General features: G+C 67.2%; 15 protein-coding genes. 9 read left to right on the top strand and 6 right to left on the bottom strand.

The features are described 5' to 3' along the window. Positions 1-85: 85 nt before the first annotated feature. Positions 86-466, bottom strand: coding sequence for a response regulator (locus tag PMI02_RS04995; protein WP_238538988.1), 381 nt, complete (start codon positions 464-466; stop codon positions 86-88). 87 nt (positions 467-553) lie between these two features. Between PMI02_RS04995 and gntA the strand changes: the two genes are divergently transcribed. Both gntA and PMI02_RS05005 read left to right on the top strand, forming a co-directional pair. Continuing rightward, positions 554-1,228 carry a guanitoxin biosynthesis heme-dependent pre-guanitoxin N-hydroxylase GntA gene (gntA, locus tag PMI02_RS05000; RefSeq protein ID WP_007679635.1) on the top strand — a complete coding sequence of 225 codons (675 nt, stop codon included), beginning with the start codon at positions 554-556 and terminating at the stop codon, positions 1,226-1,228. Next, complete coding sequence (locus PMI02_RS05005; RefSeq protein ID WP_007679638.1) at positions 1,225-1,833, top strand: DUF1989 domain-containing protein; 609 nt, start codon at positions 1,225-1,227, stop codon at positions 1,831-1,833. The genes gntA and PMI02_RS05005 overlap by 4 nt, the downstream gene beginning before the upstream one ends. On the opposite strand, the gene PMI02_RS05010 is transcribed toward PMI02_RS05005, so the two are convergent. After that, on the bottom strand, positions 1,830-4,790 hold the full coding sequence (locus tag PMI02_RS05010) for a hypothetical protein (RefSeq protein WP_007679641.1): 2,961 nt from the start codon (positions 4,788-4,790) through the stop codon (positions 1,830-1,832). The genes PMI02_RS05005 and PMI02_RS05010 overlap by 4 nt on opposite strands. A gap of 408 nt (positions 4,791-5,198) precedes the next feature. Here PMI02_RS05010 and PMI02_RS05015 point away from each other — a divergent pair, with 408 nt between their 5' ends. From PMI02_RS05015 to PMI02_RS05025, 3 genes are read left to right on the top strand one after another with little or no spacing between them, the layout of a single operon-like run. After that, on the top strand, positions 5,199-6,029 hold the full coding sequence (locus tag PMI02_RS05015; RefSeq protein WP_007679645.1) for an alpha/beta fold hydrolase: 831 nt from the start codon (positions 5,199-5,201) through the stop codon (positions 6,027-6,029). 29 nt (positions 6,030-6,058) lie between these two features. Continuing rightward, positions 6,059-6,517: a hypothetical protein gene (locus PMI02_RS05020; protein WP_007679647.1), complete on the top strand. Its 459-nt coding sequence runs from the start codon at positions 6,059-6,061 to the stop codon at positions 6,515-6,517. Next, positions 6,514-7,887, top strand: a complete 1,374-nt coding sequence (locus tag PMI02_RS05025) for an FAD-containing oxidoreductase (RefSeq protein WP_007679650.1) — start codon at positions 6,514-6,516, stop codon at positions 7,885-7,887. The genes PMI02_RS05020 and PMI02_RS05025 overlap by 4 nt, the downstream gene beginning before the upstream one ends. Before the next feature lie 3 nt (positions 7,888-7,890). On the opposite strand, the gene PMI02_RS05030 is transcribed toward PMI02_RS05025, so the two are convergent. Further along, complete coding sequence (locus PMI02_RS05030) at positions 7,891-8,787, bottom strand: IclR family transcriptional regulator (protein ID WP_007679652.1); 897 nt, start codon at positions 8,785-8,787, stop codon at positions 7,891-7,893. A 98-nt stretch (positions 8,788-8,885) separates the two neighbouring features. Between PMI02_RS05030 and PMI02_RS05035 the strand changes: the two genes are divergently transcribed. Next, entirely contained in the window at positions 8,886-9,749 is an 864-nt protein-coding gene (locus tag PMI02_RS05035; protein WP_007679654.1) for an SDR family NAD(P)-dependent oxidoreductase, read from the top strand. Continuing rightward, the gene (locus PMI02_RS05040; protein ID WP_007679656.1) at positions 9,737-10,576 is read left to right on the top strand and encodes an SDR family oxidoreductase; all 840 of its coding nucleotides are present in this window, start codon (positions 9,737-9,739) and stop codon (positions 10,574-10,576) included. Before PMI02_RS05035 ends, PMI02_RS05040 begins: the two co-directional genes overlap by 13 nt. 4 nt (positions 10,577-10,580) lie before the next feature. Here PMI02_RS05040 and PMI02_RS05045 read toward each other — a convergent pair whose 3' ends face one another. The 3 genes from PMI02_RS05045 to PMI02_RS28150 form a co-directional block, all read right to left on the bottom strand. Beyond that, positions 10,581-11,801: an FAD-binding oxidoreductase gene (locus tag PMI02_RS05045; RefSeq protein ID WP_007679658.1), complete on the bottom strand. Its 1,221-nt coding sequence runs from the start codon at positions 11,799-11,801 to the stop codon at positions 10,581-10,583. Next, a complete protein-coding gene (locus PMI02_RS05050) occupies positions 11,798-13,909 on the bottom strand; it encodes a catalase (RefSeq protein ID WP_007679660.1) in 2,112 nt (703 codons plus the stop codon). Before PMI02_RS05050 ends, PMI02_RS05045 begins: the two co-directional genes overlap by 4 nt. A gap of 349 nt (positions 13,910-14,258) precedes the next feature. Further along, the gene (locus PMI02_RS28150; protein ID WP_255348705.1) at positions 14,259-14,381 is read right to left on the bottom strand and encodes a hypothetical protein; all 123 of its coding nucleotides are present in this window, start codon (positions 14,379-14,381) and stop codon (positions 14,259-14,261) included. Positions 14,382-14,407: 26 nt separating this feature from the next. Here PMI02_RS28150 and PMI02_RS05055 point away from each other — a divergent pair, with 26 nt between their 5' ends. Both PMI02_RS05055 and PMI02_RS05060 read left to right on the top strand, forming a co-directional pair. Further along, positions 14,408-16,531 (top strand): TonB-dependent receptor, encoded by a 2,124-nt coding sequence (locus PMI02_RS05055; protein WP_007679663.1) that lies wholly within the window; start codon positions 14,408-14,410, stop codon positions 16,529-16,531. A 128-nt stretch (positions 16,532-16,659) separates the two neighbouring features. Then, a complete protein-coding gene (locus tag PMI02_RS05060) occupies positions 16,660-18,033 on the top strand; it encodes an amidase (protein ID WP_007679666.1) in 1,374 nt (457 codons plus the stop codon). Positions 18,034-18,045 lie beyond the last annotated feature (12 nt).

The raw sequence follows: 18,045 nt of genomic DNA on the forward strand, positions 1-18,045 counted from the left end.
GCAGGCCGGCCGGGTTAGCCCGTCGGCACTATCGCCCAGCAGAGTGCGAAGGACTTCGCGCACTTGGCGCAGATATAGCGCGCCGCTAGGCCGCCAGCGCCTCCCGGAACGCGCGCCCGAGGTCATCGTTGGCGAAAGGCTTCGCAAGCACCGAGCCGGGCGGGTCGCAGGGGATGCAACGCTCGGGCGTCGCGGTGACGAAAATTACCGGGATTTCTCCGAGTTCGTGCCGGATCGTCCGCACCGCGGCGGGTCCGGTCCCCTGCTTCAACTGGACGTCCGACGTGATGAACCCCGGCCTGTGATCGCGCGCGGACATTACGGCGTCGGCTTCGTTTTCCACGATGTGAAAGCTGGTCGCGCCCGCATCTTCCAGAGCGTCCTGAATGGACATGGCGATCAGCGGCTCGTCCTCGATAATCAATACGTGCACGGCATCGCCTTTTCGTTGTTCTTTTTCACGCAACGAGCGACATGGCCTTTTCGATCCCGTCACAAAGCTTTGGATACCTTTCGCGTTTCGATCGTTTGGTCCGCGATGGAGAGGAAAAGCATGGACGCCGAAACGTTACCCCCGACACTGGAAGAAGAATTCAGCAAGTTCGTTCGCGACCCCGAGTTCCCTTGCCTGGGCGCGAAATCCGCGCTTGCTACAGGCTCTCTCAAGGTAGTCGCCGCGCGCGACCTGACGAGCGCCTGGAACGACGTGGTGATCCACCGCGAACTGCTGCGATGGAGCCAGGACTATCAGGACGACCCAAAGGGCCTGCGCAGCCTGGCGGTGGTCTTCGAAGGCCCCCAGGACCTGACCGAGCGCCAGTTCGAACACGCGATGTGGGAGCGCATCCAGTCCTTTTCGGACAAGGACGCCTGGCTGGGCCTGCCTTACGATGGTGCAGTGAGCGCCGACCCGGAGGACCCGCATTTCTCGTTGAGCTTCGGCGGCAGCGCGTTCTTCGTCGTCGGCCTGCCTCCCAATGCATCGCGTCCGGCCCGGCGCTTCCCGCGTCCGGTGATGGTGTTCAACCTGCACGAACAGTTCGAGAAATTGCGCGCCGAGGGCCGCTACGAACGCATGCGCGAACGCATCCTGCACCGCGACTTTGCCATGGCGGGTTCGCTCAACCCGATGCTGGAGCGCCACGGCGAGGCCAGCGAGGCGCGCCAGTACAGCGGTCGCGCGGTCGAGCCGGGCTGGGGCTGTCCGTTCCGGGATTCGCGCGGATGAACGAACCCCGCGTGATCGAACCGCGCAGCGGCGCCGCTTTCGTGCTGCAGGCGGGCGAGGTGCTGACCGTCACGGACCCGATGGGCTGTCAGGTCGCCGACTTCCTCGCTTTCTCGGCACACGACGTCCGGGAGGTGATCTCCAACGGTCGGACGTTCGACTATGAGGAGACGATCAATCTGACCACCGGCAACCGCCTGTGGTCCAATCGCTCGCGCGTGTTGCTGGAGATCGTCGAGGACACCGTCGGCCGCCACGACTTCCTGCTCACGCCTTGCAGCGAGGCTACGTTCCGCCACTTCTATCCCGACAAGCCGGTCCACCGTGGATGCTTCGGCAATCTCGCGGAAGCGCTGGCACCCTATGGCATCGAGGAAGACGCCATCCCGACCGCGTTCAACCTGTTCATGAACGTGCCGGTGGAGCAGGAGACCGGCCGCATCTCGGTGATCCCACCCCTCAGCGTGGCGGGCGACCTGATCCGGCTGCGCGCCGTCGAGGACTGCGTGATCGGCCTCACCGCCTGCTCGGCCTATGCGTCGAACGGAGGGTCCTTCAAGCCGATCCACTACGCGATCGAACCAGTGCAGGTGGAGGCGCTCTAGATCGGTACGCCCGGGCCGGTTTCGCCCTCGCTCATCGAGATCAGGAACAGCGCGTTGCTCGCCTGAAGGTCGATGTCCTGGCCGGGCCCGGGCACCACGGGCGCGCAGGGCACGGACTGCTGGTTCATCGCCACCATGAGCCGCAGGAACGCGAGCATCGCCGGATGCAGTTCCGATTTGAACCACACGATGAAGTCCTGGTTCAGGCGGAGCCAGCTGCGCGAGGCCGAGACCATGCGTTTTTCCGCCTCGGCGTACTGCGCCTCGGTCCACCCGCCGGGCTGGCCCGCGCTGGCCGGAACGGCGTCGTAGATCGCCGCCATGGTCGACAGCAGCGTGTGCAGGGCACCGGACCGGGGTATCAGCTGTGCCAGCGCGGACAGGCGGTCGCCGTCGGCACCGGGGGAACGGAGCGGTTTGTTCGACCGCCACATCGCCACGATGCGGGCGACCGGGTCCTCGGCGGGGCGATGGTCCGACGTCTCCTCTATATCGCGCTCGTACTGCTTGCGCGAGGTGACGCCGGTGGCGATCTGGGTCTGGACGGAAAGGTCGAACAGTCCCAGGAGCGTGGGATCGTCGCTGCGGTTCAGCTCCCGGCCGATCGCCACCATCCGCTGCACGGCGACGTCCGGTAGCCGCAGCCGCAGCCCGATCCGTCCGCGCACCTTGCCTTCGGGAGCGGCCTTGACCCGCCAGTCCTGGTAGATACCGAGCGCGGTCGTCACCCGTGTCTGGTCGATCAGGCGCTGGTCCGCGAGGCCGGACAGCAGCGCCTGCACTTCCTTCGCCTTGAGATTGTCGTCGTTGTGATCGAAGCCGATGTCGACGGTCATTGAGCGGCGATTGCCCGCTGCCGCGTCGGCCTTCATCATCAGGAGGTCCCAGCTGCTCATGAACGTCGCCGAGCGGCCTTCGTTGAAGCCCTCGACCTTGCGCAGCGCGCTGCCCTGGGCCGTGACGGCAATGTCGCCGGCAGCGTTGGTGGTGATCGTCGCCTCGCCCTTGACGATCGAGGCGATCGACACGTCGATGCCGAGCACGGAGACTTCGACGGCGAAGCCATGTTCCTTGGAGGCGAAGCGCGACAGGCTCGATTCCGGATCGAGCCGGACCCCCGGGGGCGCGAGCGAAGGATCACCCAGGAGCTTCTGGAACGGTTCGAGCTGTCCGGTGACCAGCGAATGCCACAGGTCCGCCGTCTCGGCGTTGACCGCCGTGAACGTGCCCGCCAGTTCGTATTTGAGGCCGGAGGCGGCGGCGCCCGACCAGCCGAAGCGGGCCTCGAGCTTCTTGCTGGTGCCTTCCTTCGTCGCCTCGGTGACCTTCGCCGCGAAGCCGTAGAACTTGCCGAACACCTCGTGCACGCCGCCCAGCAGCTTGTTTGCTTCGGCTTCCGTTCCCTGGACCTGCGCACCTATGGACGAGAGTTCCTGTGCCAGGAGCTTCGACCACTGGTCGTCGCCGGCAAGGCCGCCGACGAGGCCATCGAACTGCCCCTTGATGTCGCTGAGCAGGGGCCGGATGCGCGTTGCGAGTTCCGCCTGGGGGACGATCGAAAGCCCTGGAATTCGGCTGGCGAGCCCCTCGACCACCGTCGCGGCCCAGGCATCGACATCGCCGAGGATGCCTTCGGCGCGGGTCGCGGCAAGGTCGGCGATCCGGCCGGCAACGAAATCGGCGAGCGCGCTGGTCCGCGTCTCCTCGCTCGCATCCGCAGTGCCCAGCACCAGGGCGAGATCCTTGAGCAGCGCCTCGCGCAGCTGCGGCTGTTCGACCAGCGACCTGGCGGTTATTCCCAGCAGCGACGCGGCTTTGCTGGCTATGTACGTGCCGGGACTGAGGAACGGCTTGATCTGGTTCAGCGCCGGTCCCGCGAAGTTCTGCGCCTCGGTCAGCAGGTCATGGACGCGCCGGGTCAACGGCGCCGCGTCGAGCTTGAGGTCGATGCCCGCCGACCAGTTGCGCTCGCGCAGTTCGTCCCGGCTGAGGACGAAGCGCATGCCTTCGCCGGTCTTGCGGATGGACAGGATCCACCGCGCATTGCGCCTGAACGCGAGGTTGGCGGTCACGCCGATCGTTCCTGACACCGCCTTGGGGATGTCGACCGCCTTGCCGAGCACCAGCCCGAGGCCGGCGGTCACGGCGCCGTCGCAGCCGAAGGCGATGCCTTCGAGGCCGGCGAGAGCGGCGGCATGGCTGATCGCGTCGAGGTCGAGCGGGCTGGGTATCGCCGTCACCGACTGGAACAGGACCTTGGCGAACGGTTCCGCCGGGTCGTCCGGGCGGAAGAAGAAGCTCATCGCGGCCTCGGCACTCGCCCCGGCATTGGCGGTGCCCTGGCCGATCTGGCCGAAGGGCAGCGACACGCCCGCACTGGTCGTGACCTTGCCGCGTCCGCCGACCCTCAGCAGTCCGCCGGCGACCCCGTCTCCCGAAAAAGGCCAGGGCGATCCGGCCTCGCAGTCCAGCCCGCCCTGCACGCCGACATCGAAGGTAAGCGCCACCGACCCCACCGTCGGCGAGGCGGAGGCCGCCAGCGCCGGGATCGACAGCGCGAACTGCCCCTCGTCGCCGGGCGCGTCGAAACCGAAGCCGTCGCCCGATGGCGCGCCGGTGGAACCCGGGCCGAAGTCACTCATCGGCCTCAGCAGCTTGGCCCAGCCGGTGTCCTGCAGTTTCTGGACATGCGCGGACAGCTTGCCATGGAGGTCCGTGAGGCCAAGCGTCGCGAAAACCTCGATCACCGCATCGTCCGCGAGGTGAGTGGCGAGAAAGCCCGCCAGTCGTGCCGGGCTGTCGACCGGAGCCTCGACCCCCAGCTTCCACAAGGCCGAGCCCACCTCGCGCCAGTGCAGCGCGAGTCCCGCCCAGGCATCGAGTTCGGGGAGCACCGCGGACAAATCGCCGACCGCGCCGTTCAGGTTGATCCACGAAGGAAGTGCGGGCTGAGGCATTCTCTTCTCCCAGCGAGAAAGTTCTCAGTCCCGGATCATGAGATCAATGCTTTGGGGTGTCGAATCGTATTTCGGCATGCCGGCATGATGACACGATTTGTCAGTTATTGCGGCTAATGCGGAAGACCTCGGCAAATCTGTATTTGCGGGGTCATAACAATGGTATACGAAAGTATTTGCGGGATGGGTCCCGATCCGATTGTGCCCGGCCGGAGTTCCCGTTACTCCCACGTCATTCGATCAAAGCCTTCACGAACCGTCCACTGGAGCAATCGAAGATGGCCGAGCATCCGCAGTTCCGCCTGACGATCCGGTCGACCATCATGGACAGGTTTTTGGCGGCGCTCGTCATGACCGCGCGCCCGTCCCGAACTTCTCGCCGCTAGACCACCTGAAGGAGCATCGCACATGCCTGCCATCACGATGAAGGACGGTACCGAGATCTTCTACAAGGACTGGGGACCCAAGGAGGCCCAGCCGATCGTGTTCCACCACGGCTGGCCGCTGAGCGCCGACGACTGGGACAGCCAAATGATGTATTTCCTGATGCAGGGCTTTCGCGTCATCGCGCACGACCGCCGGGGCCATGGCCGCTCGACCCAGACCTGGACCGGCAACGAGATGGATACTTACGCCGCCGACATGGCGGAACTGACCGACCATCTCGGCCTCGAAAGCGCGATCCACGTCGGGCACTCCACCGGCGGCGGCGAGGTGACGCGCTACGTGGCGCGCGCCAAGCCGGGCAGGGTGTCCAAGGCCGTGCTGATCGGCGCGGTGCCGCCGGTGATGGTCAGGTCCGCGAGCAACCCCGGCGGACTGCCGATCACGGTCTTCGACCACTTCCGCGGCGAACTGCTCGCCAACCGCGCGCAGTTCTATCTCGATATCCCCTCGGGACCGTTCTACGGCTATAACCGGGGCGGCGCGAAGGTCAGCCGGGGCGTGATCGAGAACTGGTGGCGGCAGGGGATGATGGGCGGGGCCAAGGCGCACTACGACTGCATCAAGGCGTTCAGCGAGACCGACTTCACCGAGGACCTCAAAGCGATAGAGGTCCCCGTCCTCGTCATGCACGGCGACGACGACCAGATAGTGCCCTATGCGGATTCCGCGCCGCTTTCGTCCAAGCTGCTGAAGCAGGGCAAGCTCAAGACCTACCTCGGCCTGCCCCATGGGCTGTGCACCACGCACCCGGATATCGTGAATCCCGACCTTCTCGCCTTCTTCAAGAGCTGAACCGTTTCCTCGCTGAAAGGACACCTTGCATGATCCTGGTACTGGCACTGCTGATCGGCGTCGTCGCCGGCCTTCGCGCCTTCACGGCCCCCGCTGCGGTAAGCTGGGCGGCGGCTCTCGGCCTTCTTGGTTTGGAGGGCAGCTGGCTCGAATTCCTCGGCTATCGCTTCACGCCCTGGATTTTCACCGTGGTGGCCGTGCTGGAACTGATCGGCGACCAGCTTCCCAGCACACCGAGCCGCAAGGTGCCGATGCAGTTCATCACGCGCCTCGTCATGGGCGGCCTGAGCGGCGGCGCCATCGGCGTTTCGGGCGGCATGCTGATCGCGGGACTGGTGGCCGGGATCGTCGGCGCGGTGATCGGGACTTACGGCGGCGCAGCGGCGCGTGCTGCTCTGGCCCGCTCATTCGGACGAGACCTTCCCGCCGCGCTGATCGAGGACATCGTAGCGGTCGGCGGCGCATTCCTGATCGTGCATGCCTTGTGAGTGAAACTTTCGACGCGATCATCGTCGGCGCCGGGCAAGCTGGTCCCGCGCTCGCCGGCCGGCTCACCGCAGCTGGCCAGCGCGTCGCCTTGGTCGAGCGCGACCGGATCGGCGGCACCTGCGTCAACACCGGCTGCACCCCCACCAAGGCCATGGTGGCGAGCGCCTATGCCGCGCACCTCGCCCTGCGCGGAGGAGAGTACGGTTTCTCCACCGGGCCGGTCACGGTAGACCTTCCGGCGGTGGTGCGCCGCGCACAGGACATCGCCGGCGGCTCGCGCGGGCGCAACGAGAAGTGGCTGGCGGGGATGGAGGGCCTGACCCTCATCCATGGCCACGCGCGCTTCACCGGGCCGAGCGAGATTACGGTGGATGGCCGCGCCATCACCGCGCCGCGCATCTTCCTCAACGTCGGCGGACGGCCTTCGCGCCCGGCGATGAAGGGCATCGACGACGTCACCACGCTCGACAATGCTGGGCTGCTGGTGCTGGAGGAGCTGCCCCGGCACCTCGTTGTCGTCGGCGGCAGCTACATCGGGCTCGAGTTCGCGCAGATGTTCCGCCGCTTCGGCGCCGAGGTCACCGTCGTCGAGATGGGCCCCCGCCTCGTCGGTCGCGAGGACGAGGACGTCAGCGAAGCGATCCGCGACATCCTCGAGGCCGAGGGGATCACCGTGCGCACCAGCGCCACCTGCATCAGCTTCGCCCCCCATGCGGATGGCGTGACCGTGGGCGTGGACTGTTCGTCGGGCGAGCCGGAGGTCGTGGGCAGCCACGTGCTGCTTGCGGTGGGGCGCCGGCCCAACACCGACGACCTCGGGCTCGACCTCGCGGGCGTCGAGGTGGACGAGCGCGGCTACATCAAGGTCGACGAGCGGCTGCGGACAAGCGCGCCCGGCATCTGGGCGATGGGCGACTGCAACGGGCGCGGCGCGTTCACGCACACCGCCTGGAACGATTTCGAGATCGTCGCCGCCAATCTGCTCGACGGGGAGGACCGGCGTGTCAGCCAGCGTCTGCCGGGCTACGCGCTCTACATCGACCCGCCGCTCGGCCGCGTCGGCATGACTTTCGCGCAGGCACGGGCGAGTGGGCGGCCGCTGCTGGTCTCCACGCGCCCGATGTCCCGCGTCGCGCGCGCGATCGAGAAGGGCGAGACGCAAGGGTTGATGAAGGTGGTCGCAGATGCGGAAACACGAAAGATCCTCGGCGCCGCGATCCTCGGCACCGGCGGCGACGAGGCGATCCACGGCATCCTCGACATCATGAGCGCCGGGGCGAACCTCGACGAGCTGCGCTGGGCCGTGCCGATCCACCCGACGGTTTCCGAGCTGATCCCCACGGTGCTGCTGGACCTCAGGCCGGAGTGACGTTCAGCCCTGCGGCCGTTGCCCGTGCGTCTCGCTGGTGATGAGCGCCGCCGCCGCGCAGAGCCGTTCGACGTAGCGTTCGATCTCGGCGGGCGGCAGGTCCCGCCCGATGCCGCTGATGACGAGCTGCATCGAGACGGTGCCGGCGGGCGAGAACACCGGCGCGGTGATGTAGCTCACGCCCTCGGCGGCGGCATCGGCGAGGTCGAACAACTGCACCTCGTTCGGCGTCAGGTGCGACACGAGCGCGAACACCGATGACCAGTACGCATCATCGCGCGGCTGGTCCGTCTGCAGCGCGGTGGCCTCGCGGGTGTGGCCGGTGCTCGGCCCGTTGGCGGCGATGGCGTAGCCGCGCCGGCGGATCAGCGAGAAGGCGGCGAGCAGGTGCGCGCGCATCTGCGTGCTGATGTAGGGCGCGGCGCGCTCGACGTAGGCGGCGATCGCCGCCTCCCCGGCCCAGGCGACGTGGCACAGCCCCAGCGGCGGGACCAGCGGACGCCGCTCCCCCACCCGCGTGAGCCCGCGATGAGACTGCGGCGCGCCTTCCTTCACCAGCACGAGGATTTCGTCGCCGGTCACGGTATTGGCGCTGCACTGGACGTTCAGCTCCACCGCAAGCCGGGCGATCTCGCGCCGCGCGGCATTGACTCCGCGATGCTTCTCCACCGCCGCCTGCCCGATCGCCACCATCGCCACCCCGAGCGAATAAGTGCGCTGCTTCTCGTTGCGCGAAAGAAACTGGGCGGCGGCCAACGTCGTCAGAATGCGGTGCGCCGAGCCATTACTGAGCCCCAGGTGCCGCGCGATTTCCGCGAGCGAGAAGCTTTCCGTCGGCCGCGCGGCGAGGAAATTCAGTACGTCGATCACGCGGCCGGTCGGGTTCGAGGGGTCGGGCAAGCGAGGCGGCTCCTTTGGAAAGCGATTGACTCGACTCTCCACCAACAACATCATTCCAGTAATAGCAATAACTATTCCAATAATGGAAGGATGGGATGATGGAGCGACAGAGGGAACTCGACCTTTCGGGCAAGGTGGTGGTCATCACCGGCGCCAGCCGAGGGGTCGGCAAGCAGGCCGCGCTCGACTTCGCGAAGCGCGGCGCGAAGGTGGTGCTGGCGGCGCGGACGGTCAAGGTTGACAGCGCGCTGCCCGGCACCATCGGCGAGACGCTGCGGCAGATCGAGGACATGGGCGGCGAGGCTATCGCCGTCGCCACCGATCTCGCCAAGGAGGAGGACCTGCGCCGCCTCATCGATGCTGCGGTCGAGCGTTTCGGCGGCGTCGACGTGCTCGTCAATAATGCGGCGGCCACCACCGGCGACATCTGGGGCAAGCCCTTCCTCGACCTCACGCGCGAGGAATGGCTCTACCAGTTCGACGTCAACGTCCACGCGCCGTTCACGCTGACCCAGCTGGTCGTGCCGATCATGGAGAAGCGCGGCGGCGGGCGGATCATCAACCTGTCGACCGGCAGCGGCGAGGTATTCCGCAAGGCCGAGGAGCCGCCTAAGCTGAATGCCCAGGGCGGCTTCAGCCTCGCGGTGCCGGGGTACTATTCCAGCAAGCGCGCGCTCGATCGCTTCGGCAACTGCATGGCGCCCGAACTCCACGCGAAGAACATCGCCGTCATCGGCATGCACCCGGGGCTGGTCGCCACCGAACTCGTCCAGATCCGCGTCAAGGAGCGAGGGCTCGACGACAGCGTGGCGGTGCCGATGACGATCCCTGCGCGCATGATCGTCTACTTCTCCGCCTGCGAGAACCCGGCCGAATACACCGGCCGCCTGTTCTGGGCTGAGCGCGAGATGGCCGACATGGGCATCGAACTGGACGAGGAGGGCGCGGTATGCCCATCCTGAAACCCGTCGGCATGGACCTGACAAAGTATGGCCCTTGGGCGCTCGTCATCGGCGGGTCGGAGGGCGTCGGCGCGGAGTTCGCGCGGCTGCTGGCGGCGGACAAGTTCAACCTCGTGCTCGTCGCGCGCAAGGCGGGGCCGCTGGAGGAGCTGGCGGAGGAACTGCGCGGGCAAGGCGCCGAAGTACGCACCGCCTCGGTCGATCTTGCGCAAGGCGACGCGCTGGCGCAGGTCCGCAAGGTCACCGACGACATCGAAGTGGGCCTGCTCATCTACAATGCCGGGGCCAACAACACGCGCGGCCTGTTCGTGGAACTGCCCGAGGAAGTGACCGGGGCGGTCATTGCCATCACCGTGCTGGGGCAGGCTAACTTCACCCGCCACTACGGCGCGCTGATGGCCGGGCGCGGGCGCGGCGGGATCATTCTGGGCGGATCGCTGAGCAGCTACCTCGGCTCGCCTACGCTGGCGGCTTACACAGGCGCCAAGGCGTTCAGCCGCATCTTCTCCGAGGCCCTCTGGGCGGAATGTGCGCCGCTGGGCGTCGACGTGCTGCACCTCAACATCGGCTTCACCGCAACCCCAGCCATGGCGCGCCTCGGCATGCCGGTCAAGCTTGCCGAGCCGCCCGAGACGGTCGCGCGCGAGGGGCTGGAGAATATCGCGAACGGCCCGGTCTGGATCGTCAGCACCCCCGGCAACGTCGAGCGCGCCCGGCTCATCGGCGGCGTCGACAACCGCGCCGAGACCGTGCGCGCCCACGCCATAGCCCCGCGCGACAGGACCGCGCAGGCGGCGAAGGAGCACCAGAAGCTGGCGGGCTCCTGACCCGTCAGGAGAAGCGATAAGGATCGAAGCAGGCGGCGTCGGGGTCGCGCTCTCCCTGCAGGGCAGCCGAGACGATCTCGGACGCCAGCGCGGCGAAGGCGATGCCGTTGCCGCCGAAACCTGCGGTGAGCCAGACGTGATCCATGTTCGCCGCCAGGCCGATCGCGGGCAGGCCATCGGGTGAGCTGCCGAAGGTGGCCGACCAACGGCGGTCTTCCTCCAGCGGCGCGTCGAGGCCGAGCACCGCTGCCGACTTTGCCGCGACCGCAGCGGCCTTTGCGGGCAGCATGCCGTCGCGGCTAAGGCTGTCGATCACGTCCTCGTCCTCGCCGCCCGCGATCACGCGGCCTTCGGAACAGGCGCGGAGGTAGAGGTACGGGTCGGACGCTTCCCAGATCATCGCGCCCTCCTTCCAGAGCGGCGCGGCGCCGGGGACGGTGGCCATCAAGAAAGTCGAGAGCAGGCTGAACTGCGGCGGCAGCAGCAGCGGCGCGCGTTCATAGCCGCCCGCGAATACCACCTTGCCCGCCGCCACCGTCGCCCCGTCGTCGAACGTCAGGACCACGCCTTCATCGCCCGGCGAGAGGCCCACGACATCGCGCGGAAATGCCGCTTTAGCGCTCCGGCTGCGGGCCTTCTCCAGCAGCCCGAGGGTAAGCCGAACCGGGTCGACCTCGAACCCGCCGGTCGACACCAGCGCCGCGCGCGGGGCTATGCCGAAGCGCTCGGCGGTGGCCGGGGCGTCGAGGAAATCGGTGGGCAGCTGCGCCTTGCGATGCAGCGCCGCCTCCTCCCGCAGACCGTCCGCGTCCAGTGTCTTGCCCGCAAGGTAGACGGTTGGCCGGTCGATCCGCCCGCAGTCGATGCCGAGTGCGTCGATCCTCTCGGCATAGGTCTGCACGGCGCGGTGGACGCGGCGCCAGCGGCGGATCGCCTCATCCTCGCCGATGCTCCGGGCGAGTTCCTGCAGCGGCACGTCCATTGCCCACATGACCTCGGCCGTGGATGCAGCCGTGCTGCCGTGCGCAGGCGGGCGGCGGTCGACGAGGAGGACCTGATGGCCGTCCGCGCTCAGCCGCTCGGCAATTGTGGCGCCCATGATACCCGCGCCGATGACGGCAATGTCGCAGCGCGCGGGCAGGGGATCGGACGGGGGAATGTCCTTTCGGTCCCCCGTCCACACCGGCCGGCCACCGCGCAGGTCGCGGTGTTCGCTGAGCGTCATGCCAGGATGCGCACCTTCGGCTCGCGGTCCCAGTAGCGCTTGACCGCGGCATCCGCGAACTTGGCCGCATCGACGACGCCTTCGTCGGCCTCGACCCCAGCCTTGTCGAGCAGTGGCTGAGCCGCCTCGCTATGACCGATCGCCTTGAGGTGGCCGAAGGCGTCCATCACGAACTGCACCGCCGCGCCTTCCTTGAGCAGCGTGTTGCAGCCGTCCTCGGACAGCAGCACGGCTACTGCATCGAACAGCACCGAGGGTGAACCGGCGAGCTGCCCGTCCGCCGCCATGACCTTCCCGTCCGACAGCTTCGCGCCGCCGACCTTGGGTGCGACGATGAACGGCGTGCCGCCGCCCTTCGACACCGCCGCGACGACCGCCTTGACCTCGGCGGCGTCCGAGCCGTCGGCGATGAGGATGCCGAACTTCTTGCCCTCCAGCGTGTCCAGTTCCAGCGGCCCGCGCACGATGCGCAGCGCGGGGGAGACGTCGAAGTCCTGCACCGGCGCCGCCGTTGCCGACGCCTTGGGCAGCGGCATGGCGAGCCCGTCCGCCACGCGGGCGGCAAGCTCCGGGTCGACGTTTACGAGATTGGCCAGCACGCGGGTGCGGACATGCTCGAGGCTGACCTTCGACAGTTCGAACACCACCGCAGAGGCCAGGTGCGACTGCTCGGCCGGGTCGAGCGAGCGGAAGAACATCCGCGCCTGGCTGTAGTGGTCGGCGAAGCTCTCGGGGCGGATGCGCAGCTTGCCGCCCTGTTCCTCCTGCTCCGCGCGTCCGGCGAAGCTGGTGAAGCCGGCGCTCGGCGATTCGCGGGGGCCACCTTCCTCGCCGGCCTGGGCAAGGCTGTTGGGTTCGTAGTTGGCGCGGCCCTGCGGGACCTGCATCTGCATGTGCCCGTCGCGCTGGAAGTTGCCGAAGGGGCACTTGGGCGCGTTGACCGGGATCTGGTGGAAGTTGGTCGAGCCCAGGCGCTTGAGCTGCGTGTCGAGGTAGCTGAACAGCCGTCCCTGCAGCAGCGGGTCGTTCGAGAAGTCCACGCCCGGCACGATGTTGGAGGGGCAATAGGCGACCTGCTCGGTCTCGGCGAAGAAGTTGTCGGGGTTGCGGTCGAGGACCATGCGACCGATCGGACGGACGGGCAGGAGCTCCTCCGGGATGATCTTGGTGGAATCGAGCACGTCGTAGGGCAGGCTGTCGGCGAATTCCTCGTCGAAGGCCTGGATGCCCAGTTCCCACTCGGGGAAGTCTCCGCTGGCGATCGCCTCGAACAGGTCGCGGCGCTGGAAATCGGGGTCGGCGCCGGCGATCTTCACCGCCTCGTCCCACAGCGTCGAGCCGAGGCCCTGCTTGGGCTTCCAGTGGAACTTGACGAAGGTGGACTTGCCCTCGGCGTTGACGAGGCGGAAGGTGTGGATGCCGAACCCCTGGATGTGGCGCAGGGTGCGCGGGATCGTGCGGTCGGACATGGCCCACATGATCATGTGCGTGGTCTCGGGCATCAGGCCGACGAAGTCCCAGAAGGTGTCGTGCGCCGACGCGGCTTGCGGATAGCCGCGATCGGCCTCCATCTTCACCGCGTGGATGAGGTCGGGGAACTTGATCGCGTCCTGGATGAAGAACACCGGGATGTTGTTACCCACGAGGTCCCAGTTGCCTTCTTGGGTGTAGAACTTGACCGCGAAGCCGCGCACGTCGCGCGGGGTGTCGACCGAGCCCGCGCCGCCCGCCACGGTGGAGAAGCGGGTGAAGACCGGTGTGCGCTTGCCCTTTTCGCTGAACAGGTCGGCGCGGGTGATTTCGCTGAGGTCCTCGTAGGCCTCGAAGTAGCCGTGCGCGGCCGATCCACGCGCATGGACGATGCGTTCGGGAATGCGCTCGTGGTCGAAGTGGAAGATCTTCTCGCGCAGGACGAAGTCCTCGAGCAGCACCGGCCCCCGCGCGCCCGACTTGAGCTGGTTCTGGTTGTCGGAGATCGGCATGCCCTGGTTGGTGGTGAGCACCGCAGTGTCGCCGGCACCCGCCTGCTGGTGCGTCTCGCCGCCGTTTCCGGCCTGGGTTGCGATGCCGGAATTTGCCCCGGACTTCGGGGTGGAGTTCTTGGCCATGGGTATGTCCTCGCGCTTCTGATTTTCTTTTAGAACGGCCTCCGAGGACGCCTGCTCCCGGCGCCAGCGAAAAATTTGGGCCGAGGGCGGGAGAGTGACTTCCGAACGAAAGTCCGGTGTTTGGTAACGATTACATAAGCGGGCGGCGATAGCCGGTTGCGTCCGGTAGTCCTGGTACGCTGAGACTTGTAGCCTGCCGCGAGAGGCTTGTTTGGCGGATGCCCTGCCTTGCCTGAAGGGAATCGGACCAGGACATTGCCGTGCGCTGGATTGGGCTATCGACTGAGCCATCGCGCCTAACTCATGAGACCGCCAACGGCCCCGGAAATGCTGTGAATGAAAACGATATTCAAATTTCGGCCGCGAAAATATCATCTGTAATCAATGTGATGGCAAAATCGGTATGCGCCACGCGCGATGACCCGCTTGCAATTGTCCGTGAATCGATCATTGTAATGAAAACGTCACTCATTCAGAGCGTTTCCACAGGGGGTTCTCATGACGATCAAGCGCCTTTCCCTTACCGCCAGCGCCTTCGCGCTAGCAGCCATTCTGGCCCACCCCGCGCTTGCGCAGGACGCCCCCGCCGCTGAAAGCCCGGTAGAGGGCCTAGGCGATATCGTCGTGACCGCGCAGAAGCGCACGTCCAACGCCCAGAGCACCCCCATCGCCATGACGGTCGCCAGCGGCGAGGAACTGGCCAAGAGCGGCGTGACCGACGTCAACGCGCTGGCCAACATCGCGCCCACCGTCAACATCGCGCAGAACAACGCCAACACCCTCATCACCATCCGCGGCGTGTCCAGCCGGGACTACTCCGAAACGGGTGATCCGGCCGTCGCCGTCAGCGTCGACAACTTCTACCTGCAGCGCGCCTTCGCGCTCAACGCGGCGCTGTTCGACATCGACCGCATCGAAGTGCTGCGCGGGCCGCAGGGCACGCTTTACGGCCGCAACGCCACCGCCGGCGCGGTCAACATCGCCTCGGTCAAGCCGACCGACGACTGGAAGCTCGATGCCGCCGCCGAGATCGGCAACTACGGCACGCTCAACCTCGATGTGGGCGCGACCATCCCCGTCAGCGACACCCTCAGCTTCCGCGTCGCCGGCACCCGCAAGACCCACGAAGGCTACCGCAACAACCCCGGCCTCAAGGACGGCGACGACGGCAACGTGACCGGCGGCCGCGTTCATGCGCTGTGGACGCCCACCGACCGCCTCTCGATCCTCGTGACCGGCGAGATGACGCGCGTCGACGGCGTCGGCTCGGTCATCAAGGGCATCCCCTACTCGGACGTGCGGGCGGACGGTTCGCTCGACATCGGTTCGGAAAAGACCTTCGCGCTCAACAACCAGGGCTACACCCGCATCCGCACCAAGGCGGTACGCAGCGCGATCTCCTACGATATGGACTTCGCGACGCTGAGCTTCTTCGGCGGCTTCCAGAAGTCCACGCTGAACCGCGACAACGATCAGGACGGCGGCCTCGCCTACAACTACGGCTTCCAGCAGAACGAGGACGTCAAGGACCAGAACTACGAACTGCGCCTCAGCTCGAACAACAAGACCGGCTTCACCTGGCAGCTCGGCGGTTACTTCTTCAAGGAAACCGACGCGCTCGACACCTTCTTCCAGGTGCATGGCGATGCCGGGACGGTGCCGTTCAACTTCTACACCTTCGACTACGACGTGGGTAGCAAGTCCAAGGCCGTCTTCGCGCAGGTCGGCTACGACCTGACCGATCAGCTCAAGGTCGAAGCGGGCGTGCGCTACACCAAGGACAACAAGTACCAGGTCGGCTACAACATCATTGCCGGAACCTATTCCGATCTCGACAACCACTACTCGGGCGACCAGATCACCTGGCATGCGGGGCTGAACTACCAGGCCACCGCCGACAGCCTGATCTATGCCAAGGTCGACAAAGGCTACAAGGCGGGCGGCTACACCACCAATTCCTCGTTCGGTCCGGAGACCATCGTCTCCTACGAAGTGGGCACCAAGAACCGCTTCCTGAACAACGCGCTGCAGGTCAACCTGAGCGGCTTCTACTACGACTACTCCGACCTGCAGACCCAGCAGGAAGACCCGGCCACCGCGCTCGTCTACACGCTCAACGCGGGCAAGGCACGCGTCTGGGGCGCGGAGCTTGAGACCGTTTGGCTGGTCACGCCCGATACCCGCATCGACGCCAACGTGGCGTGGCTCGACGCGAAGTATTCCGAGTTCTGCACCATCACCGCCGAAACCTGCCCGGCCGCTTCGGACCTTTCGGGCAATCGCCTGACACAGGCTCCGGAATGGACGCTTTCGGGCGGCATCCAGCACGATTTCCACCTGCTGGGCGGCACTCTGACCCCGCGCGTCCAGACGCGCTACCAGACCAAGACCTACTTCACGTTCTTCAACACCGACGCCGAGCAGCAGGGCGCCTACTGGAAGAGCGACGCGCAGATCACCTACACGCCGGACGACGGGCCGTTCTCGATCACCGCCTACGTGCGCAACATCGAGGACAACACGATCCTGACCGCCAATGCCGAGGCCGGTTACGCAGGCGGCTACCTCGTCCAGTTCGCGGCGCCGCGGACCTACGGCGCGCGGCTCTCCTACTCGTTCTGAGGACTGGCGGCGTGGCATCGATCTCTCCTCCCGATGCCACGCCGCCCGTTACCCCGCCCCCCGCGAGCGCAAGCGCGAGGGGCGGGGGCATCGTTTCCCCGGCAATGCCGAACGCGAGGCCGACTGCCGTGAACGACCTTGTCGAACTCGCCGACGCTATCGCCGATGGCACCCTGAGCGCCGAGGCCGCCGTCACTGCCGCCCTCGACCGCGCGCGGGAATGGAGCGGCCTGAACGCCTTCGTCGCGCTTGAACCCGATACCGCGCTTGACCAGGCCCGCGCCTGCGATCAGGAGCGCGCGCGGGGCCGCCTGCGCGGGCCGCTCCACGGCGTGCCGCTGGCCCACAAGGACATGTTCTTCCGCGCCGGAATTCCGACCGAAGCCGGATCGCTGATCTGGCGCGGTCATGTTCCGGCCGAGACCTCGCCGCTCATCGCGCGGCTGGAGGCGGCGGGCGCGATCACCATCGGGCGGCTCCACATGGCCGAGTTCGCGATGGGGCCGACCGGGCACAATGCGCACCTCGGCCGCTGCGCCAATCCGTGGGACGAGGCGGCGATATCGGGCGGGTCATCGTCCGGCTCGGGCGCTGCAGTCGGTGCGCGGATCGTGATGGGCGCGCTGGGGTCGGACACCGGCGGATCGGTGCGCCTGCCCGCCGCGTTCTGCGGAGTAGCGGGCCTCAAGCCGACCAACGGCCTGCTCCCCGACGAAGCGATGATGCCGCTGTCGGGCACGCTCGACACCGCCGGGCCGCTGGCGACGTCGAGCCGCTCGCTCGCCCGGCTGATGAGCGTGCTCACCGCATCGGGCCGCGACTACGAGGTCGACCTCGCGCCGGACTGCGCCGGGCTCACCATCGGCGTGCCCACCAGCTACTTCACCGCGGACCTCCATAGCGAAGTCGCCGCCGCCTTCGCCGCCGCGCGGCAGGTCTTCGTCGAGATTGGCGCGCGGGTAATCGAGGTGGCCATCCCCGACCACTCCACTTACCCGGAGATTGCCGCCCGCATCTGGGCGCCCGAGGCCGCCGCCTTCCACGCCCGCCACCTTGCCGAGCGGCCGCAGGATTTCGGCGAGCAGGTCCGCAACCGCCTGAAGGCCGGCGCCGCCATCTCCCCCGCGCAGTACCTGGCCGCGCTCGGCGCCCGCAAGTCGGCGCAGTCCGACATGCTCACCGGGCCGTTCGCCGAAGTCGACCTGTTGCTAACCCCCGCCGCGCGGATGCCGGTGCCGCTGGCCGATGAAGTCGGTGCCACCGGCGGCGCGGCGATGCAGGCGATGGTGGCCGAGCTTTCCGCGCTGACACGCACGATCTCGATGCTGGGCTTCCCCGCGCTCGTCACCCCGATGGGATTCGACACGCGCGGACTGCCCCTCGCGCTCCAGCTGATCGGCCCGCCGAATGCCGAGCCATCCCTGTTGCGGGCAGGCTTCGCCTACGAACAGGCGGCGCCGTGGCTGTCGCGCATACCCTTCCGTTCTTCGACTCTCCCCTGATCCCAACACCCA

The organism is Novosphingobium sp. AP12, from assembly GCF_000281975.1.
In the GTDB taxonomy this organism is placed as follows: domain Bacteria; phylum Pseudomonadota; class Alphaproteobacteria; order Sphingomonadales; family Sphingomonadaceae; genus Novosphingobium.